Genomic DNA, 20,930 nt, shown 5'->3' on the forward strand with positions numbered 1-20,930 from the left:
GTTCCTGAGCTGCACAAGGGGCCGCCGATTTCGGGGCCGCCTTGGGCTACTCATTACAAAGGACTGATCAGCGGCGCTTGGCCATCTCATTGATGAAGCGATCGAACAGCGGTGCAACGTCGTTCGGGCCAGGGCTTGCTTCAGGGTGACCCTGGAAGCTGAAAGCGCTCTTGTCGGTACGCTCGATACCTTGCAGGGTACCGTCGAACAGCGACTTGTGGATGGCACGCACGTTGGCAGGCAGGGTCGCCTCATCAACCGCAAAACCGTGGTTTTGGCTGGTGATCATCACAACACCGGTGTCCAGGTCTTGAACCGGGTGGTTCGCGCCGTGGTGGCCATGACCCATTTTCACGGTCTTGGCGCCGGAGGCCAGTGCCAGCAACTGGTGGCCCAGGCAGATACCGAATACCGGAATCTCTGTCTTCAGCACTTCTTGAATAGCCGTGATAGCGTAGTCGCAAGGCTCAGGGTCACCCGGGCCGTTGGACAGGAACACGCCATCCGGGTTGAGCGCCAATACATCGCTGGCAGGGGTTTGCGCCGGTACAACAGTGACGCGGCAGCCACGCTCAACCAGCATGCGCAGGATGTTCCACTTTACGCCGTAGTCATAAGCCACTACGTGGTAAGGCAGATCGCTGGCTTCGATAGTCGGGTGACTATCGGTTGCCAGGTTCCAGACGCTCGAACGCCATTCGTAAGTTTTGTCGGTGCTGACAACTTTCGCCAAGTCCATGCCTTTCAGGCCTGGGAAACCGCGCGCCGCTGCAATCGCAGCTTCGTCAGAAATGTTGTCACCGGCCATGATGCAGCCGTTTTGCGCGCCTTTATCACGCAAAATACGGGTCAGACGGCGCGTGTCGATACCGGCGATTGCCACAACATTGTTGGCTTTCAGGTAGTCAGACAGCGACATTGTGTTACGCCAGTTGCTGGCAACCAGCGGCAGATCACGGATTACCAAACCTGCGGACCAAACACGATCAGACTCGGCATCTTCCGGTGTAGTGCCGGTATTGCCAACATGCGGGTAAGTCAGGGTCACGATTTGCTGAGCGTAGGAAGGATCCGTCAGGATCTCCTGGTAGCCAGTCATTGCGGTGTTAAACACCACCTCACCAACGGTCTGACCGTCGGCCCCAATGGCTTCGCCGCGAAAAATGCTGCCATCAGCGAGGGCGAGTATGGCTTGCTTAGTCAAGAAGACCTCCCGTAAATAAAGCCTGAAAGGGCGATCGCAGGTTGTAAAAAAGCGGAGTGACGTATGGACACGTCACCCCGCTTCTTCATCGAATTATCTGCGCGCTTTTAGTGGACACACTAAAGCTGTAGCTTACAGAAAAAGGCTTTTTTGGTCTACCGCTAAAAGAGCCCAAAAGGCAGAGGAATGCGACAGATCATCGCTTAGCGGTTGAAAATCGGACTGTTGCGCTTGCAACAGCCCGATTTTACAAAGATGACTCAACGCAGGTCGAGCACATCCTGCATGTCGTACAGGCCGGGCTCGCGCCCGTCGAGCCACTGGGCAGCGCGAACGGCGCCCTTGGCGAAGGTCATACGGCTGGATGCCTTGTGGGTGATTTCCAAACGCTCACCCTCGGCCGCAAACAGCACCGTATGGTCACCCACCACATCACCACCACGAACGGTCGCAAAACCGATCGTCTCGTGCTCACGCGCACCGGTATGGCCCTCTCGACCATAAACGGCAACCTTTTGCAGGTCACGCCCCAACGCATCGGCAATCACTTCACCCATGCGCATGGCCGTGCCCGACGGCGCGTCGACTTTGTGACGATGGTGCGCTTCGATGATTTCAATGTCGGCATCATCACCCATCACCCGCGCTGCGATATCCAGCAGCTTGAACGACAGGTTAACGCCAACACTGAAATTCGAAGCAAAGACCACCGGGATGTCTTTGGCAGCGTCAACCAGTAACTGCTTTTGCGCAGCATTCAAGCCCGTGGTGCCAATGACCATGGCCTTGCCCGCCTGACGGCAGAACGCCAGATTGCCGAGCATCACCTCAGGCAGGGTGAAATCGATCAACACATCGAACTCATCTGCCACGTCTTCAAGGCTTGCAGACAACGGCACGCCAATTCGCCCGAGCGACACCAGCTCACCGGCATCAGCGCCTACAAGCGAACTGCCCGGACGGACAATCGCCGCCGTTAGCCCGCACACCGGCGAGCGCTGCTGAACCGCGTCAATCAGGGTTTTGCCCATGCGCCCGGCAGCGCCCATCACAGCTATACGTCGCATGCCCCGCTCCTTATAAGTCGCCGAAGAAGCGCTTCACGCCTTCGAACCAACCGGTCGCGTTTGGCGAATGACAGCTATCGCCTTCCAGTGTCGAGCGGAACTCTTCCATCAGCTCGCGCTGACGACGGCTCAACTTCACCGGAGTCTCGACCACGACGCGGCACATCAAGTCGCCAACACCACCGCCACGCACCGGGGATACACCCTTGCCACGCAGACGGAATTGCTTACCGGTTTGTGTACCTTCAGGCACTTTGAGCTTGACCCGACCATCCAGCGTCGGCACTTCCAGCTCTGCACCCAGCGCCGCATCAGCAAAGCTGATAGGCACTTCGCAGAACAGATGTTTGCCATCGCGCTGGAAAATCGCGTGCTCACGCACCTCGATCACCACGTACAGGTCACCCGCCGGGCCACCCTGCACACCCGCCTCGCCTTCACCCGACAGACGGATACGGTCGCCCGTATCAACACCCGCAGGCACTTTCACGGACAGGGTTTTGTATTCTTCTACGCGACCGTCGCCGTTGCAGCTTTCGCACGGGTCGGAAATGATCTTGCCCTGACCATGGCAACGCGGGCAGGTTTGCTGCACAGAGAAGAAACCCTGCTGCATGCGCACCTGGCCAATACCGCCACAGGTGGTACAGGTCACAGGCGAAGAACCCTTCTTCGCGCCCGAACCGTCACACGGTTTGCAGTTAACCAGCGTCGGCACACGAATATTGACCGTAGTCCCGCGCACCGCTTCTTCCAGGTTCAGCTCCAGCGTATAGCGCAAATCGCTACCGCGCTGCGCGCCGCCCCGGGAGCCGCCACGGCCACCGCCAAAGAAATCACTGAATACATCGCCGAAAATATCGGAGAAGTTCTGGCCACCAAAACCTGCACCGCCGCCGCCCATTTGCGGGTCAACACCCGCATGACCGTATTGGTCATAAGCAGCACGCTTGCTGGTATCAGACAGCACTTCATACGCTTCGTTAGCCTCTTTAAACAACTCTTCAGAGGCTTTGTCGCCCGGGTTACGGTCCGGGTGGTGTTTCATTGCGAGACGACGATAAGCTTTTTTCAGCTCGACCACAGTGGTGGTCCGTTCGACACCCAATACTTCGTAATAGTCGCGCTTTGCCATAATTCTTTGCACTCTCAAGGACGTTTGGAAGAACCCTCCCGAGCCTCACCAAACCCGCTGAGCCTGAACGTACAAGGCTCAACTCACGTCTTTTCAACGATATTGGTTTCTGATTAACAGCCAATGCATTGGCCGACAGGAGCGGTCACCTCGGGCAGAAACACAAAGAAGTCCCTGCCTCAACCGCCAGCATCCGAGCTTGTCGCATGCTGTAAAAATTCCCTTGCTCCAGACACGCCAACGCGGGAGCAAGCTCCCGCGCGGCGACATCCTACCAGTCACCGCTTATGCACGGTTAACCGGCCGACCAACAAGCTTATTACTTGTTGTCTTTAACTTCTTCGAACTCAGCGTCGACAACGTCGTCCGCTTTTTCAGCCGAATCAGCTGGCTTGGCCGCTGCGTCTGCCGGGTTCGCTTGCTCAGCGTACATTTTCTGTGCGACAGGAGCAGACACCTTGGACAGCTCTTCAACCTTGGCTTCGATAGCGGCTTTGTCGTCGCCTTTAACAGCGGCTTCCAATGCGACTACTGCAGCTTCGATTGCAGTTTTCTCTTCCTCGGTCACTTTATCGCCAGCATCGACGATCATTTTACGAGTCGAGTGAACCAGTGCGTCGCCCTGGTTACGTGCCGCTGCCAGCTCTTCGAACTTACGGTCTTCTTCAGCGTTGACTTCAGCGTCACGGACCATCTGAGCAATTTCGTCCTCGGACAGACCCGAGTTCGCCTTGATCACGATGGACTGGGATTTGCCAGTCGCCTTGTCTTTCGCGCTTACGTTCAAGATACCGTTAGCGTCGATGTCGAAGGTTACTTCGATCTGAGGCACGCCACGTGGAGCGGGTGGAATGTCCGCCAGGTCGAACTTGCCCAACGACTTGTTCTGAGCCGCTTGCTTACGCTCACCTTGCAGCACGTGAATGGTCACAGCGCCCTGGTTGTCGTCAGCCGTCGAGAACACTTGCGATTTCTTGGTAGGAATCGTGGTGTTTTTCTCGATCAGAGCAGTCATCACACCGCCCATGGTTTCGATACCCAGAGTCAGCGGGCTCACGTCCAGCAGCAGAACGTCTTTAACGTCACCGGCCAATACCGCGCCCTGGATAGCAGCACCCATGGCAACTGCTTCGTCCGGGTTCACGTCTTTACGTGCTTCTTTACCGAAGAACTCAGTTACCAGCTTCTGAACCAGCGGCATACGGGTCTGACCACCGACCAGGATCACGTCGTTGATCGCGCCAACGTCGATACCTGCGTCTTTCAGAGCAATGCGGCAAGGTTCGATGGTGCGTTGAACCAGGTCTTCAACCAGCGATTCCAGCTTGGCGCGCGAAATTTTCACGTTCAAGTGCTTAGGACCGGTCGCGTCTGCAGTGATGTACGGCAGGTTCACGTCAGTCGACTGGCTCGAAGACAGCTCGATTTTTGCTTTTTCAGCGGCTTCTTTCAGACGCTGCATCGCCAGCGGGTCACCTTTAAGGTTCATGCCGGTTTCTTTCTTGAACTCGTCAACCAGGTAGTCGATCAGACGAATGTCAAAGTCTTCACCACCCAGGAACGTGTCACCGTTGGTCGCCAACACTTCAAACTGGTGCTCGCCATCAACTTCAGCAATTTCGATCACCGACACGTCGAAAGTACCGCCACCCAAGTCATAAACGATGACAGTGTGGTCGCCTTTCGCTTTGTCCATACCGTAAGCCAGAGCAGCTGCGGTTGGTTCGTTGATGATGCGTTTTACGTCCAGACCCGCGATACGGCCGGCGTCTTTAGTCGCCTGACGCTGGCTGTCGTTGAAGTAAGCAGGCACGGTGATAACCGCTTCAGTCACTGCTTCGCCGAGGTAATCTTCGGCGGTTTTCTTCATTTTCTTCAGAATTTCAGCCGAGATTTGTGGCGGAGCCATTTTCTGGCCGTTCACTTCAACCCACGCATCGCCATTATCAGCCTTGACGATTTTGTAAGGGACCATCTGAATGTCTTTCTGTACAACTTCTTCGTCAAAACGACGACCGATCAGACGCTTCACCGCGTACAGGGTGTTATGCGGATTGGTCACTGCCTGACGCTTGGCCGACTGGCCAACCAGAATTTCGCCATCGTTGGCATACGCAATGATCGACGGCGTAGTACGCGCGCCTTCAGCGTTTTCGATAACTTTTGCTTTACCGTTTTCCAGAACCGACACGCACGAGTTGGTGGTCCCGAGGTCGATACCAATAATTTTGCCCATCTTCACTCTCCCTAAATTTGAATTTTTTTGCCGTAGCAGTAATGACCAACTACGGCATTTCTAAACGCATGACATCTAAATGGGGGCCTTGCGGCCGATTTCAAGCCTGCTCGTCAATCGATGGCGAAACCGGCGCTGGCGCCTTGCTGACTACGACCATAGCCGGGCGCAGTAAGCGACCATTGAGCTGATACCCTTTTTGAAACACCTTGAGCACACTGTTTGGCTCCAGGTCAGCGCTTTCCTGCATGGCCATTGCCTGATGGTGCTCGGCATTGAAGGGTTCGCCGTGCGGATCGATCGCTTCCAGGTGATAACGCTTCAGGGTGTCCTGGAACATTTTCAGCGTCAGCTCGATCCCTTCACGCATTGGGCGAATGCTTTCGTCATCCGGACTGGACAGCTCAAGGCCGCGCTCCAGGCTGTCGATCACCGGCAACAGGTCGCCAGCAAATTTTTCCAATGCAAATTTGTGTGCTTTTTCAACGTCCTGTTCGGCACGACGGCGAACGTTCTGCACATCAGCAGCCACTCGCAAAGCTTGATCGTTAGCTGCCGCCAGTTGCTCTTCGAGCTCCTGCACACGTGCCACCAGATCTACGCCTGCAACATCAGCAGCCTGATTAGCGTCTTGGTTCTGCGTATCCATAGTCTGTTCGTCTGCCATAGATTTCTCCTTTCAAACTTCGTCCGCGAGCTCGACTCGCGCTTCTGCCTCGGTATATGGGGTCGCAATTTTCAGGTTCAAGAGCCAAAAAGCACTAACAATTGCCTTTTAACGCCTCGGCGCACCCCACCCGCCCATACAAAACAGCCTAAAAAAGCCTCAATGCCAAGCAAATAGAACTAAGCACAGCCATTGTCAGCACGAAACAAAACACTGTATAAATAACCAGACATTACGTTTTGGAGCCGCTCCCATGCTGGTGCACCTGTCCGTACATAACTACGCCATCGTTGAACATCTCGATCTAGAGCTGGATCGCGGTATGAGTGTAATCACTGGTGAGACCGGCGCAGGTAAATCGATCATGCTCGATGCACTGGGCCTGACCTTAGGTGACCGCGCAGACAACGGGGTGGTTCGCCCCGGCGCTGAAAAAGCCGACATTCTGGCCACCTTCGACCTGCAGGACATTCCCGAAGCGCGTGCCTGGCTGGCCGAGCGCGACCTTGAGTGTGATGGCCCGTGCATCTTGCGCCGCGTCATCACCGCCGAAGGTCGCTCGCGCGGCTACATCAATGGCACGCCATGCCCCCAAGGCGACCTCAAGGCTCTGGGCGAGCTGCTGATCGACATCCACAGCCAGCATGAACACCAGTCGCTGCTCAAGCCCGACACCCACCGCCGCCTGCTCGATGAATACGCAGGTGCCACCGACCTTGCCCGTCAGGTGCAACTGGCCGCACAACGCTGGCGCCAGACCCGCCAAGAGTTGGAACACCTGTCCAACTCGGGTGATGAACAGCGCGCACGCCATCAACTACTGAGCTACCAGATCGAAGAACTCGAAACCTTGTCGCTCGGTGAACACGAGCTGGAAGAGCTGGAGCAGGAACACAAAAACCTGACCAACGCCGAAACCTTGCTGACCATTTGCCGGCAGGTTGTTGAGCAGTGCAGCGAAAACGACTCCGGCAACGTGCTCAACGCCCTGACCGTCAGCCTGAACCGTCTGGCGAGCATTCATAACAATACCGGCTCATTGAACGAAGCCACCGACCTGCTGGCCAGCGCGCAAATCCAGGTTGAAGAAGCCGTGGGCGAACTCAATCGCTTCATTGATCACTTTGATGCCGACCCCGGTCGCCTGCAGTACCTCGAAGAACGGCTCGACACCATTTACTCGCTGGCGCGCAAACACCGCGTGCAGCCAACCGAAGTCGCCGCACTGCAACAGCGCTTGCTCGATGAACTCGAAACCCTGAACGCCAACGATGAAAACATCGAACGCTTGACCCATGAGCTAGCGTCTTACGCACGCCACTATCAAGAGTGCGCCCGCGAGTTGAGCGACCTGCGCAGCCATGCCGCCACCCGCTTGGGCAGCGCGGTAGAAGAAGAAATCCAGCGCTTGGGCATGCCAGGCGGGCGCTTTGTGATCGAACTGCGTCCAATGAGCAGCAGCGACCCCATGCCTCACGGCCTTGAACACGTAGAGCTGCTGGTCAGCGCCAACCCGGGGCAACCCCTCAAGGCGCTGGCCAAAGTGGCGTCGGGCGGTGAACTGTCGCGTATCAGCCTGGCCATCCAGGTCATCACCGCACAGACCTCACGCGTCCCGACCCTGGTATTCGACGAAGTGGACGTGGGCATTGGCGGCCCGACCGCCGAGATCGTGGGCCAGCTATTGCGCCGCTTGGGCGAGCGCGGCCAAGTGCTGACAGTCACTCACCTGCCGCAAGTGGCAGCGCAGTGCCATCAACATCTATTTGTGCACAAGGTGCGCGAAAGCGAGACAACCCGTACCGCCGTCTCCAAATTGAGCAAAAAAGAGCGCGTAGAAGAAGTGGCGCGCATGCTCGGCGGCATCGACCTGACCAAAGAATCGTTAGCTCACGCCAAGAAAATGGTCGTCACTGCGAAGAATTTGGCCGCTTAGCGACGAACGGTCACAAAAAATTACATTTCAGATAGCACGAAGGCGACTCAGAGGTCGCCTTCGATCGTTTCGCGAACCGAAATTCGCGCGACATGCTTATTTACCTGACTTGCGTACGTACAGCACCAGGTTGTGATCCACCAACTCAAAGCCATGTTTAGTGGCAATGGCGTGCTGCAGCTTTTCGATCTCTTCGTCGAAAAACTCAATCACTTCACTGGTGTCCACGTTGACCATATGATCGTGGTGGCCACCGTCGGCATCAGCCAGTTCAAAGACCGCATGACCACCATCAAAATTGTGGCGGATCACCAGCCCTGCTGACTCAAACTGGGTCAATACACGGTAAACCGTGGCCAGACCGACGTCCTCGCCCGCGTTCATCAGTGCCTTGTAAACATCCTCGGCGCTCATGTGACGCTGATCAGCAGAGTCCAGCATTTGTAGAATTTTGACTCGTGGCAGAGTCACCTTAAGTCCGGCCTTACGTAGTTCGCTATTTTCAACCATGGTTAGCTTTCTCGCGGAAGCGGCTTCGCAGCTTCTCTTAATACGGGTATGATCGGCGTTTACGTTGTCCCAGCCAAGATAGTGGAAGTCGCCCACCGATGCAAAACACCAAGCTCTTGCTAACCAGTTTCACCTTTGTGGGACTGCTCGCACTCGCCGGTTGTTCATTCCCCGGGGTTTACAAAATCGACATCCAACAGGGCAATGTCGTCACGCAGGACATGATAAACCAGTTGCGCCCGGGAATGACCCGTCGGCAAGTGAAGTTTATTATGGGTAACGCCCTGCTGACCGATACATTCCACCCTGATCGCTGGGATTATTTGTATAGCCTGCAGCCCGGCGGCGGTGAACGCCAACAAGAACGCATCAGTGTGTTCTTCAACCAGAACGATCAGCTCGTCAGCCTGTCAGGCGATTTCAAGCCGGGCGTGAGCCGCGACGAAGCGATTCTGGGCAAAGAAGGGTCGACCGAGGTGATCTCACCAACGGATCCGGCACCAGAACCTGCCGAGAAGAGCGAAGTGCCGGCCAAGCCGGGCTCGTTGCTTGATCAAATCCAGAAAGACGTCGACGGCGTTAAAACAGTACCCGTCCCGACGCCTACACCGCTGGACACCCGCGACCAATAATCGCGCGTTGCAAAAAAGCCCGGCATGCCGGGCTTTTTGTTGTCTGCTAAAAAATCGACTTACAACCCGCTCAATCGCTTGGCCTCGGCCGCTTTGGCAGCACGCTGACGGCGGATCTCTTTGGGGTCAGCCAACAGCGGCCGGTAAATCTCGATTCGCTCACCGGCCTGCACCACGCGCACCTGCGGGTCCATGACCTGCTTGCCAAAGATCCCCACAGGGCAATGCTCCAGGTCCAGCTCAGGAAACGCCCGGCCAATCCCTGACGCCAGCACCGCCGCGCGCAACGTTGTGCCCTCAGGCACCGTCAACGCCAACAATTGCTGACGCTCTACCGCCGCGTAAACCACTTCAATCGCTATCACAGACTCAGCCATACAGCTGCTTGGCGCGCTGGCAAAACGCGTCGACCAAGGTATTGGCCGCCTGATTAAACAGGGGCCCCAAGGTCGCCTTTACGATTGCCCCGGCGTAATCAAAGGTCATGTCCAGGCTAATTTTGCAGGCCTTCTCGCCCAACGGCTTGAACACCCAGAGACCGTGCAGCTTGGTGAACGGGCCTTCTTCCAGGTTCATCTCAATCGACTGCCCCGGCGTCAACGTGTTGCGCGTTACAAAGTGCTGGCTCAAGCCGCCTTTGGCCACGCCCAGACTGGCGCGCATCAGCGACTCGGTGCTTTCGATAATCTCGGCCGATGAACACCACGGCAAAAACTCCGGATAACGCGCCACGTCGTTAACCAGGTCATACAAAGCCTGCGCCGGATACGGTAGCAAGGCGGAACGTTGGATATGGGTAGTCATGTCAGCGTTAATTCCACAGCTGGGCGGCAAATACCCTCGGGGTGCCAAGTGGCGCCGCATAAGCGCATCAAGAAAACAATCAGGACGAACAAGGGCAGCATGATACGCGAGGTAAGAAAATTACGCCCAAGCACTCAAAAATGAGCGTGTATTGTCCGGGAATCAAACTACGTGCTCAAGCACACAGGTTGACCGTAGCCGACTTGCTCGCAACTGCCTATAATGCCGCCCCTATGGCTAAACAGAAGAAGCACCCCACAGGGACCATCGCGCAGAATAAAAAAGCGCGACACGATTACTTCATCGAACATCGGTTCGAGGCTGGTCTGGTCCTGGCCGGCTGGGAAGTAAAAAGTCTGCGTGCAGGCAAGGCACAGCTGGTCGACAGCTACGTGCTCCTCAAAGACGGTGAAGCCTGGTTGCTCGGCAGCCATATCTCGCCGCTGACGACCGCCAGCACGCACGTTATCGCCGACCCGGTGCGCAGCCGCAAACTGCTGCTTAACAAGCGCGAGCTTGAAAAGCTGGCCGCCGCTGTGCAGCAAAAGGGTTACGCGTGCGTCTGCCTTTCGCTTTACTGGAGCAAGCACTTGATCAAGTGCGAAATTGCCCTGGGTAAAGGTAAGAAGGAATACGACAAGCGCCATACCGAGCGTGAGCGCGACTCTGATCGCGAGCTGCAACGCGCGGTGCGCAACAAGGGCAAGGACGACTAAGTCCAGGCCTTGTACGTGTAGGAGCGAGCTTGCCTCGCGATCTTTTGATGATTAAAAGATCGCGAGGCAAGCTCGCTCCTACAGGTCATTCACAACCCATTACGTCGCTCTGCCCGCGCCACGCGCTGAACTTCCTGACGTACCTCCTCCAACACTTCCTGCACGTACATGAGATGGCGGCTCGCAACGCCCCGCGCATCCTCAGCCCGACCTTCAACAATCGCCAGATACAACTCGCGGTGCTGATCAATCAGCATGTCGCGCGTTTCGCTGCGCTGCTTGTACATGCCGCCAATGTTGGTCACCACGTTGCGCTTGAGCAAATCGAATAACCCGCGAATCGTGTGCAACAACACCGCGTTGTGGCTCGCCTCGGCAATCGCCAGGTGAAAGTTGGCATCGGCCTCCCCTTCCTCGGCCCGGCTCACCTCGTCTACCCGCGTATAGCAATCCTGCAACCGTTCAAAGGCAAACCGCAGCCGCTCACGGTCCATCTCGGTCGCACGCAATGCTGCGTAATACGCGCAAGACGCCTCCAGGGTATGGCGAAACTCCAGCAAATCGCGCTGCGCCTCCGGGTTGCTTTCGAGCAATTGCAGCAACGGGTCACTGAAAGTCGAGCCCAGCGACGTCGCCACATAGTTGCCACCGCCCTGGCGGCTGATCAGCAAGCCTTTGGCCACCAACTTTTGAATCGCTTCACGCAACGACGGGCGCGACACCCCAAACTGCTCCGCCAGCGCACGCTCGGCCGGTAAGCGCTCACCGGCCTTCAACGTGCCCTCAAGGATCATGCCCTCAAGCTGCTCGACAATATCGTCCGACAAACGGCGCTGACGGATTTGACCAAACCCCATAACTGCTCTCCACGCACCCGACCACGCGCCGGGCCCTCTATTCTCGCCGATTGGCGCTCGCCAAACACCTATCAGAAAAACCGCCTTTTATCCCATCAGTTGCCCTGACAACGAACAGCGCGACTAAAGATTAAGTAGCGGCAAATTGACACACGCCATACAAGGCTTTTAACCTAGCCCACAGCGATTGTAAATTGGTATTACCAATTACCCAAATGCAGTCAGCAGCATCGACCAATAACAATTAGGGGCCACCCCATATGCAAACCTGGCAACAGCTTTACAGCCCGCTCGGCAGCCTCGGCTTGTCCGCACTCGCGGCCGTTATCCCGATTGTGTTTTTCTTCCTGGCCTTGGCTGTGTTCCGTCTCAAAGGGCACGTGGCTGGCAGCATTACCCTTGCCTTGTCGATTCTGGTGGCGATCTTCGCCTTCCAGATGCCGGTCGACATGGCGATTGCCGCCGCAGGGTATGGATTTGCTTATGGCCTCTGGCCGATTGCCTGGATCATCGTTGCCGCGGTGTTCCTCTACAAACTGACCGTTAAAAGCGGCCAGTTCGAAATCATCCGCAGCTCCGTCCTGTCGATTACCGATGACCAGCGTCTGCAAGTGCTGCTGATCGGCTTCTGCTTCGGTGCGTTCCTCGAAGGCGCAGCCGGTTTCGGTGCTCCGGTAGCGATTACCGCCGCCCTGCTCGTAGGCCTGGGCTTTAACCCGCTGTACGCCGCTGGCCTGTGCCTGATCGCCAACACCGCCCCGGTGGCCTTCGGCGCCCTCGGCATCCCGATCATCGTGGCAGGCCAGGTAACGGGCATCGACGCGTTCAAGATCGGCGCCATGGCCGGTCGCCAACTGCCGCTGCTGTCGCTGTTCGTACCATTCTGGCTGGTCTTCATGATGGACGGCCTGCGCGGCGTGCGTGAAACCTGGCCGGCAGCACTGGTGGCCGGCTTGAGCTTCGCCGTCACCCAGTACTTCACCTCCAACTACATTGGCCCAGAACTGCCGGACATCACCTCGGCACTGGCCAGCCTGATCAGCCTGACCCTGTTCCTGAAAATCTGGCAGCCAAAACGCACCGCCGGCGCGCAGATTCCGGGCGTGAGCTCTGACGTTGTTGTTACCGCCAGCGCAGGCGGCTTCGGCAAACCAAACAACTTGATGGTTTCGCCTTACAGCCTGATGCAAATCCTCAAAGCCTGGTCACCGTTCCTGATCCTGACCGTACTGGTCACCATCTGGACCCTCAAACCCTTCAAGGCCCTGTTCTCACCAGGCGGCTCGATGTACGGCTGGGTGTTCAACTTTGCGATCCCGCACCTTGATCAACTGGTGATCAAAACCGCACCGATCGTCAACGCGCCAACCGCCATTGCCGCCGTGTTCAAACTGGACCCGATTTCAGCCACCGGCACTGCGATTTTCTTCTCGGCACTGATCTCGATGCTGATCCTGAAAATCGACCTCAAAACCGGTCTGACCACTTTCAAAGAGACCCTCTACGAGCTGCGCTGGCCGATCCTGTCCATCGGCATGGTGCTGGCCTTTGCCTTCGTGACCAACTACTCGGGCATGTCCTCCACCATGGCCCTGGTATTGGCCGGTACAGGCGCCGCGTTCCCGTTCTTCTCGCCGTTCCTCGGCTGGCTGGGCGTGTTCCTGACCGGCTCCGACACCTCGTCGAACGCCCTGTTCAGCTCGTTGCAAGCCACCACCGCGCACCAGATCGGCGTCAGCGACACCCTCATGGTGGCCGCCAACACCAGCGGTGGCGTAACCGGCAAAATGATCTCGCCACAATCCATCGCCGTCGCCTGTGCGGCAACCGGCCTGGTAGGCAAAGAGTCCGACCTGTTCCGCTTCACCCTCAAGCACAGCCTGTTCTTCGCCACCATCGTTGGCCTGATCACGCTCGCCCAAGCGTATTGGTTCACCGGCATGCTGGTGCATTAAGCAACAGGGCTATGGTTACACCACGTTAAAAGCGCCGGGGCACGTCCCCGGCGCCCACACTTTATTACCCGGTCTGCCTCGCGGCTGAAGAGGGTTTTCAGCCGCTACCGTGGATCTATAACCGGGACCACCCGGAGACGCCTGATGAGCGAGCTTTTTTACAACGCCGTGCCCAACGCGACCCGTGTCGCCCCACCCCTTCCGACCCCGCGCCATTACCCTGCGCACAAACCCCGCAAGGTCTACCTGTTCGGCACCTGCGTCGTCGACCTGTTCTTCCCCGAAGCCGGGATGGACGCGATCCACCTGATCGAACGCGAAGGCATCGACGTGGACTACCCGCAAGGCCAAAGCTGCTGCGGGCAACCGGCCTACACCTCGGGTTATACCGACCAGGCCCGCGAAGTGGCCCGCGCACAATTGGCGCTGTTTGCCGAAGATTACCCCGTGGTCGTGCCCTCCGGCTCCTGCGCCGGCATGCTGCGCGAACACTACGAAGACCTGTTCAAAGACGAGCCAGACACCTTGAAAAAGGTCCACGCCCTGGCCGAACGCACCTTTGAACTCACCGAGTTCTTGCTGTTCGTGTGCAAAGTGAAGTTCAAGGACAGCGGCGCCCCGATCAAAGTCGCGCTGCACACCTCCTGCTCTGCCCGCCGCGAAATGAACACCCACCTGCACGGCCGCGAAATGCTCGCGCAACTGGGCAACGTCGAGCGCATCGACCACAGCCATGAAAGCGAATGCTGCGGCTTTGGTGGGACATTCAGCGTACGCCTGCCCGATATTTCCGGGGCCATGGTCGCCGACAAGACCCGCGCCCTTATTGAAACCGGCGCACACCAAGTGCTGACCGCCGACTGCGGCTGCCTGATGAACATCAACGGCTCCCTCGAAAAACAGCAAAAAGCCCTGCGCGGTCAGCATCTGGCCAGCTTCCTGTGGCAACGCACCGGAGGTGCACAATGAGCGCGTTGATTCCTGCGGTTGTTATAGAAGACTTCCGCGAGCGCGCCCACGAGGCATTGGCCGACAAACAATTGCGAAATAACTTTCGCAACGCCATGGACTCGCTGATGACCAAACGCGCGGTGTCCTTCAGCGATGCCCACGAACGCGAGCATTTGCGTGCGCTGGGCAATGCCGTCCGCGCTCGCGCCCTGTCCAAACTGCCTGACCTGCTGGAACGCCTCGAAGCTAACCTGACCCGCAACGGTGTGCAGGTGCACTGGGCCGAAACCGTCGAGCAGGCCAATGACATCGTGCTCTCGATTGCCCGCCGTCGTGCCGCCAGGCAAGTCATCAAAGGCAAGTCGATGGTCAGCGAAGAGATGGAAATGAACCACGTGCTCGGCGCACAAGGCATCGAATGCCTTGAGTCCGACATGGGCGAGTACATTGTTCAACTCGATAACGAGAAGCCGTCCCACATCATCATGCCCGCGATCCACAAGAACGCCGGGCAAGTGGCCGACCTGTTCCACAACAAGCTCGGCGTTGAATACACCAAAGACGTCGACCAACTGATCCAGATCGGTCGTCGCGTGCTGCGCCAAAAGTTTTTCGAAGCCGACATCGGCGTCTCCGGCGTCAACTTCGCCGTGGCCGAAACCGGCACCCTGCTGCTGGTCGAAAATGAAGGCAACGGGCGTATGTCGACCACCGTGCCGCCGGTACACATTGCCGTCACCGGCATCGAGAAAGTGGTCGAAAACCTGCGTGACGTTGTACCGCTGGTGTCATTGCTGACCCGCTCGGCCCTCGGCCAGCCGATCACCACCTACGTCAACATGATCTCCGGCCCACGCAAACCCGGCGAACTCGACGGCCCCGAAGAAGTCCACCTGGTGCTGCTCGACAACGGTCGCAGCCAAGCGTTTGCTGACAGCGAACTGCGCCAAACCCTCAACTGCATTCGCTGCGGTGCCTGCATGAACCACTGCCCGGTATACACCCGCATCGGCGGTCATGCCTACGGCGAGGTGTACCCCGGCCCCATTGGCGCAATCATCACCCCGCACATGGTCGGCCTGGGCAAAGTCCCGGATCACCCCAGCGCTTCGTCGTTGTGCGGCGCCTGTGGCGAAGTGTGCCCGGTAAAAATTCCGATCCCGGCTTTGTTGCGTCGCCTACGCGAAGAGAACGTTAAATCGCCCGATGCCGTACCACGCATCATGCGCGGTCAAGGCAGTAAGTACTCACGCAAAGAGCGCCTCATGTGGAACCTGTGGGCCAAGCTCAACAGCTCGCCCGCGCTCTACCGCGTGTTCGTCAAAGCCGCCACCCGGCTGCGCGGGCTAACGCCAAACAACGTAGGCCCGTGGACTCAAAACCACAGCGCCCCCACACCTGCCGCCCGCTCGCTGCATGACATGGCCCGCGAACACATGGCGAAAAAGTCGGGAGCCTCACGATGAGCGCCAAGCAAAACATCCTCAACAAACTGCGTAAAAGCCTGACAGGCACCACACCCGTGCCTGACAACTTCGACGAAGCATTGGTGACAGAACCGTGGACCTACACCCCGGAGCAACGCATCCCGCAACTGCGTAAGTTGATGGAAGCCGTGCACACCGAAATCCACCTCACCACTGCACACGACTGGCCCGCCCTGCTGGCGCAATTAGTCTGCGACCGCCAATTGCCGAGCCTGTTAATCGCCCCAACCACAGCGCACGGGCAGAAAGTGACGGCGCATTGGGCACAAAACCCTGCGCTGCCCCCACTCAAAGCCTACGACCGCCCCGTGGAAGAATGGAAAGCCGAGCTGTTCAATGACACCCCGGCCAGCTTCACCACCACCTTGGGCGCGATTGCCGCCACCGGCAGCTTGATCCTCTGGCCAACGCCAGAAGAACCGCGCCTGATGAGCCTGGTACCGCCGGTGCATTTTGCGTTGCTCAAAGCCAGCCAAATCCGCGACAACTTTTATTCAGTGCAACGTGAAATGAACTGGACCGCGGGCATGCCGACTAACGCATTGTTGGTGTCTGGCCCGTCAAAAACCGCTGACATCGAACAAGTGCTGGCCTACGGCGCCCACGGCCCGAAAGACCTGGTGGTATTAATTCTGGAGGACGCATGAGCCTGCCTGCGACGTTTACCCGTGATGCCGAGCGGTTGATCCCCGACGACCGCCGTTTCACCGACACGCTTTCGACCCTGGCTTTCGGCACCGACGCGAGCTTTTACCGGCTGATCCCGCAACTGGTGATCCGCGTCGAATCTGAAGACGAAGTGGTTGAACTGCTCAACCTCGCCCGCCGCGACCAGGTGCCCGTCACCTTCCGCGCTGCGGGCACCAGCCTGTCAGGCCAGGCCATCAGCGATTCAGTGCTGATCGTGCTCGGCGACAACTGGAACGGCAAAGTCATTCGCCAGCAAGGCGCGCAAATCCGCCTGCAACCGGGGGTCATCGGCGCGCAAGCCAACGCCTGGCTGGCCCCGTTCGGGCGCAAGATCGGCCCCGACCCGGCCTCGATCAACGCCTGCAAAATCGGCGGCATCGTCGCCAACAACGCCAGCGGCATGTGCTGCGGCACTGCGCAAAACACCTACCACACCCTGGCCGGTATCCGCGTGGTACTGGCAGACGGCACCCGGGTAGACACCGAAGACGCGGCCAACATCGCCGCCTTTCGTCAAAGCCACGGCGCCCTGCTCGACCAACTGGCGACATTGGCCCGCGAGACCCGCGCCAACGCTGAGTTGGCTGCAAAAATCCGCCACAAATACCGTCTGAAAAACACCACGGGCCTGTCACTCAACGCCCTGGTCGACTTCGATGACCCGCTGGATATCCTCAGCCACTTGCTGGTCGGCAGCGAAGGCACCCTGGGCTTTATCAGCTCGGTGACCTACGACACGGTCATCGACCACCCCAACAAAGCCTCGGCGCTGATCGTTTTCCCCGACGTCGAGACCTGCTGCAACGCGGTCACCGTGCTGAAAAGCCAGCCCGTGTCAGCCGTGGAGCTGCTCGACCGCCGCAGCCTGCGCTCGGTACAAGACAAACCCGGCATGCCCGCGTTCGTTAAAGAACTGTCGGCCAATGCCTGCGCCCTGCTGATCGAGTCCCGCGCGGCCAGCCAAAGCTTGCTGCACGAGCAACTGGCGCAGATCATGGCGTCGCTGGCCGACTTTGCGGTCGAGAAACAAGTCGACTTCACGGAAAACCCCGGCGAAAACGCCAAACTCTGGGCGATTCGCAAAGACACCTTCCCGGCCGTCGGCGCGGTGCGCAAAACCGGCACCACGGTGATCATCGAAGACGTGACCTTCCCGGTCGAGCAACTGGCCATCGGCGTCAACCGCCTGATCGAGCTGTTCGACAAACACCACTACGACGAAGCGATCCTGTTCGGCCACGCCCTGGAAGGTAACCTGCACTTTGTGTTCACCCAGGGCTTTAACAACCCCGAAGAAGTCGCCCGTTACCAAGCGTTTATGGACGACGTGGCGCAACTGATCGCCGTGGAGTTCGGCGGCTCGCTCAAGGCCGAACACGGCACCGGGCGCAACATGGCGCCGTTTGTTGAGCTGGAATGGGGCAGCGACGCCTACCAATTAATGTGGGCACTCAAGCGTTTGCTCGACCCGCAAGGCATCCTCAACCCCGACGTGGTGCTCAGCGAAGACCCGCACATCCACCTCAAAAACCTCAAGCCGATGCCGGCCGCCGACGAGATTGTGGATAAGTGCATCGAGTGCGGTTTTTGTGAGCCGGTGTGTCCCTCTAAAGGCCTGACCCTCAGCCCACGGCAACGGATTGTGATCTGGCGAGACATTCAGGCCAAAAAGCGCGCCGGAGTCGACACCCGCGAGCTGGAAAAAGCCTACGCCTACCAAGGCATCGACACCTGCGCCGCTACCGGTTTGTGCGCCCAGCGTTGCCCGGTGGGCATCAACACCGGCGAACTGGTGAAAAAACTGCGCGCGCGCAGCGCCAACCACCTCAAAGCCGCCGACCTGCTGGGCAATCACTTTGCAACCACGCTACAGGGTGCGCGCTTCACCCTGCACGTGGCCAATGGCGCACGCATTCTGCTAGGTGCGCCGCGCCTGGGCAAAATCTCGGCAGCGCTGACCAAAGCCAGCAAAGGCCGCGTGCCGCTGTGGACCAACGCCATGCCGCAACCCGAGCGAGCAATACGCTTCAGCCCGCCGGTTAAAGATGCCCGCCCGCGGGTGGTGTATTTGGCGGCCTGCGTGTCCCGCGTCATGGGCCCGGCGGCGGGCGACAAAGAGCAAACGTCGCTGCTCGATAAAACCCGCAGCCTGCTGGAAAAAGCCGGTTACCAAGTGGTCTTCCCCGAGAACATGGACAGCCTGTGCTGTGGCCAGCCGTTTGCCTCCAAGGGCTACAACGAACAGGCCGAACACAAACGCCAGGAACTCATCGGCGCCTTGCTGCACGCCAGCCGTGGCGGGGTCGACCCCATTTACTGCGACACCAGCCCGTGCACCCTGCGCCTGGTCCAGGACCTGGGCGAAACACGCCTCGACCTCTACGACCCGGTGCGCTTCATCCGCACCCACCTTGTGGATAAGTTGAACTTCACCCCACAAACCGCCCCCATCGCCGTGCATGTCACCTGCAGCACCCAGCACCTGGGCGAAAGCCAGGCGCTGATCGACATCGCACGGCTGTGCAGCACCGAGGTGGTGATACCGGAGGGGATACATTGCTGCGGCTTTGCCGGCGACAAAGGCTTTACCACCCCCGAGCTGAACGCCCACTCACTGCGCACCTTAAAAGACGCCGTGCAGCATTGCAGCGAAGGAATATCGACCAGCCGCACGTGTGAAATCGGCCTGAGCCAACATGGCGGCATCGACTACCACGGCCTCGTCTACCTGGTAGACCGCGTCAGCACCGCTCGTAATCTTTGAACCCCACGTAGGAGCTGCCGCAGGCTGCGATATGTCTCGGCAGCAACTTAGGCTGTAGGAGCGAGCTTGCCTCGCGATCTTTTGACGTTAATCTTTAAACCTGAAAACGCGCCTGCTTGCACTCAGGCGCGTGCTGCTCTAGTGCGTCGTCAACCCATCCAGCGACTTATCCACATACGCCTTGGCCAACTCTACCAAATGCATGCTCGACAACACCAAACTGCGCGCATGCCCGCTCAAACCATTCCCCGCCTCACACGCCGAAGCACCCGCGCAGCGCAACAAGTCTGACGCTTGGGCCAAAGCCGCTTCTACATTGACGTTGTCGGGTATGGCATACGTGGCCTGATCCACGTGCCGTGGAGGCTTATGGTCGTGCAGGTAGTAATTGAGGGCGCGCTCGGTGGCCGCGCGGTCTAACGACAGTGCATCGCACTGAACAGCCTCTTGTGAGGGTAAGGCAGGTGGATCGGGGACAATCTTTTTCATCGGTACAACTCCATCATTATTTAAGGAGCTGTCACCTGTCGCTACTAAACGAATGGGTGGCAGCCATGCGCAGGTTAGTAGACCGGTAATGACGGAAACCGGCGCGCCACATGGGCGCCCTGCGCACGGCCACCATAAAACGCAGGCCAAAAAAAACGCCTCGCGGAGGTGGCGCCTTGCGCCGTCAATTTAAACCGGGCTACTAAACCCGACCGCTGATGTGCAGCGATGGGCCGAGACTATGCCCCGAACTGGACAGGCGCAAGCGAACGAGAGTGTCTAGGAAGTTTCATAAGAAGGAAAGGGATCGGGCCTACGAACCGCCTGAAAACGCCCCCTTTTTGTGCACAAAAAAATTCATCAAATACTGGCCAAACGCAGGCAGAACTCCTGAGCGTGGCTATAGTCAATTGGCTTGAGCCCTAACGATTGGGGCCTATAACCGAGCCCGGAGCCACCGGGCCTAACTGTGCACAAGGAGCTTGACCCTATGAAACGTACCGCATTGGCTGGTCTGTTTGTATCCGCTGCAATGTTGGCCTCTCCGGTGTTTGCGGCAGATGACCTCTGCCAGATCAACCTGATAAAAATCGCCGATGCCCGAGCGACCCTTATTGCCACCAGCGAAAACACCAAAGGCGACATCGACGCACAGGTTGAAAAAGCAAAAGCCGAGCAAGCGGCTGGCAAAACGGAAGATTGCATCGCGACCACCAGCCAAACCTTGCAGAGACTGCAAAACCTTATTAAAGGCGGTGATGGTAAGTAAGCCCATGAGGTTGGCCTTCTGCGCCGAATTGGCGTAGACTGCGCAGCTTGCTGGTTACGGC

At 58.1% G+C, this 20,930-nt stretch carries 19 protein-coding genes; 9 read left to right on the plus strand and 10 right to left on the minus strand.

Translation table 11 applies throughout. The annotated features are described in order from the left end of the window. Positions 1–67 precede the first annotated feature (67 nt). From carA to grpE, 5 genes are all read right to left on the minus strand, one after another. Positions 68–1,204, minus strand: a complete 1,137-nt coding sequence (gene carA, locus ACJJU9_RS21255; RefSeq protein ID WP_407729455.1) for a glutamine-hydrolyzing carbamoyl-phosphate synthase small subunit — start codon at positions 1,202–1,204, stop codon at positions 68–70. 260 nt (positions 1,205–1,464) lie between these two features. Beyond that, entirely contained in the window at positions 1,465–2,271 is an 807-nt protein-coding gene (gene dapB / locus ACJJU9_RS21260; RefSeq protein WP_048385673.1) for a 4-hydroxy-tetrahydrodipicolinate reductase, read from the minus strand. Between the two features lie 10 nt (positions 2,272–2,281). Beyond that, positions 2,282–3,406: a molecular chaperone DnaJ gene (gene dnaJ, locus ACJJU9_RS21265; RefSeq protein WP_048373247.1), complete on the minus strand. Its 1,125-nt coding sequence runs from the start codon at positions 3,404–3,406 to the stop codon at positions 2,282–2,284. A gap of 319 nt (positions 3,407–3,725) precedes the next feature. After that, positions 3,726–5,642 carry a molecular chaperone DnaK gene (dnaK, locus tag ACJJU9_RS21270; protein WP_048373245.1) on the minus strand — a complete coding sequence of 639 codons (1,917 nt, stop codon included), beginning with the start codon at positions 5,640–5,642 and terminating at the stop codon, positions 3,726–3,728. A 100-nt stretch (positions 5,643–5,742) separates the two neighbouring features. Beyond that, entirely contained in the window at positions 5,743–6,309 is a 567-nt protein-coding gene (gene grpE, locus ACJJU9_RS21275) for a nucleotide exchange factor GrpE (protein ID WP_048373243.1), read from the minus strand. Positions 6,310–6,562: 253 nt separating this feature from the next. On the opposite strand from grpE, the gene recN reads away from it, so the two are divergent. Continuing rightward, on the plus strand, positions 6,563–8,245 hold the full coding sequence (gene recN, locus ACJJU9_RS21280) for a DNA repair protein RecN (protein WP_048385675.1): 1,683 nt from the start codon (positions 6,563–6,565) through the stop codon (positions 8,243–8,245). 96 nt (positions 8,246–8,341) lie between these two features. Here the strand turns inward: recN and fur are convergent, their stop codons facing one another. Further along, complete coding sequence (fur, locus tag ACJJU9_RS21285) at positions 8,342–8,755, minus strand: ferric iron uptake transcriptional regulator (protein ID WP_048373240.1); 414 nt, start codon at positions 8,753–8,755, stop codon at positions 8,342–8,344. Between the two features lie 98 nt (positions 8,756–8,853). Here fur and ACJJU9_RS21290 point away from each other — a divergent pair, with 98 nt between their 5' ends. Then, a complete protein-coding gene (locus ACJJU9_RS21290) occupies positions 8,854–9,387 on the plus strand; it encodes an outer membrane protein assembly factor BamE (protein WP_048373239.1) in 534 nt (177 codons plus the stop codon). A gap of 59 nt (positions 9,388–9,446) precedes the next feature. Here ACJJU9_RS21290 and ACJJU9_RS21295 read toward each other — a convergent pair whose 3' ends face one another. Both ACJJU9_RS21295 and ACJJU9_RS21300 read right to left on the minus strand, forming a co-directional pair. Continuing rightward, positions 9,447–9,764: an RnfH family protein gene (locus ACJJU9_RS21295; protein ID WP_153372986.1), complete on the minus strand. Its 318-nt coding sequence runs from the start codon at positions 9,762–9,764 to the stop codon at positions 9,447–9,449. After that, on the minus strand, positions 9,757–10,191 hold the full coding sequence (locus ACJJU9_RS21300; RefSeq protein WP_048373235.1) for a type II toxin-antitoxin system RatA family toxin: 435 nt from the start codon (positions 10,189–10,191) through the stop codon (positions 9,757–9,759). The genes ACJJU9_RS21295 and ACJJU9_RS21300 overlap by 8 nt, the downstream gene beginning before the upstream one ends. A 233-nt stretch (positions 10,192–10,424) precedes the next feature. Here ACJJU9_RS21300 and smpB point away from each other — a divergent pair, with 233 nt between their 5' ends. Next, positions 10,425–10,907: an SsrA-binding protein SmpB gene (gene smpB / locus ACJJU9_RS21305; protein ID WP_048373233.1), complete on the plus strand. Its 483-nt coding sequence runs from the start codon at positions 10,425–10,427 to the stop codon at positions 10,905–10,907. Positions 10,908–10,996: 89 nt separating this feature from the next. Here smpB and ACJJU9_RS21310 read toward each other — a convergent pair whose 3' ends face one another. Continuing rightward, a complete protein-coding gene (locus ACJJU9_RS21310; protein WP_048373231.1) occupies positions 10,997–11,764 on the minus strand; it encodes a GntR family transcriptional regulator in 768 nt (255 codons plus the stop codon). Between the two features lie 260 nt (positions 11,765–12,024). Here ACJJU9_RS21310 and ACJJU9_RS21315 point away from each other — a divergent pair, with 260 nt between their 5' ends. From ACJJU9_RS21315 to ACJJU9_RS21335, 5 genes are all read left to right on the plus strand, one after another. Next, positions 12,025–13,719 carry a lactate permease LctP family transporter gene (locus tag ACJJU9_RS21315; protein ID WP_407729456.1) on the plus strand — a complete coding sequence of 565 codons (1,695 nt, stop codon included), beginning with the start codon at positions 12,025–12,027 and terminating at the stop codon, positions 13,717–13,719. Positions 13,720–13,863: 144 nt separating this feature from the next. Beyond that, positions 13,864–14,688, plus strand: a complete 825-nt coding sequence (locus ACJJU9_RS21320) for a (Fe-S)-binding protein (RefSeq protein WP_407729457.1) — start codon at positions 13,864–13,866, stop codon at positions 14,686–14,688. Next, the gene (locus ACJJU9_RS21325) at positions 14,685–16,136 is read left to right on the plus strand and encodes a LutB/LldF family L-lactate oxidation iron-sulfur protein (protein WP_407729458.1); all 1,452 of its coding nucleotides are present in this window, start codon (positions 14,685–14,687) and stop codon (positions 16,134–16,136) included. Before ACJJU9_RS21320 ends, ACJJU9_RS21325 begins: the two co-directional genes overlap by 4 nt. Beyond that, the gene (locus ACJJU9_RS21330) at positions 16,133–16,804 is read left to right on the plus strand and encodes a lactate utilization protein C (protein WP_153327467.1); all 672 of its coding nucleotides are present in this window, start codon (positions 16,133–16,135) and stop codon (positions 16,802–16,804) included. The genes ACJJU9_RS21325 and ACJJU9_RS21330 overlap by 4 nt, the downstream gene beginning before the upstream one ends. Next, positions 16,801–19,611, plus strand: coding sequence for an FAD-binding and (Fe-S)-binding domain-containing protein (locus ACJJU9_RS21335; RefSeq protein WP_407729459.1), 2,811 nt, complete (start codon positions 16,801–16,803; stop codon positions 19,609–19,611). Before ACJJU9_RS21330 ends, ACJJU9_RS21335 begins: the two co-directional genes overlap by 4 nt. Before the next feature lie 138 nt (positions 19,612–19,749). On the opposite strand, the gene ACJJU9_RS21340 is transcribed toward ACJJU9_RS21335, so the two are convergent. Beyond that, entirely contained in the window at positions 19,750–20,100 is a 351-nt protein-coding gene (locus tag ACJJU9_RS21340) for a DUF6124 family protein (protein ID WP_048373219.1), read from the minus strand. 490 nt (positions 20,101–20,590) lie between these two features. Between ACJJU9_RS21340 and ACJJU9_RS21345 the strand changes: the two genes are divergently transcribed. Further along, entirely contained in the window at positions 20,591–20,869 is a 279-nt protein-coding gene (locus ACJJU9_RS21345; RefSeq protein WP_407729460.1) for a hypothetical protein, read from the plus strand. The last annotated feature ends 61 nt before the right edge of the window (positions 20,870–20,930 follow it).

Origin of the sequence: Pseudomonas helleri (assembly GCF_045830615.1) — a bacterium.
Lineage (GTDB): Bacteria > Pseudomonadota > Gammaproteobacteria > Pseudomonadales > Pseudomonadaceae > Aquipseudomonas > Aquipseudomonas helleri.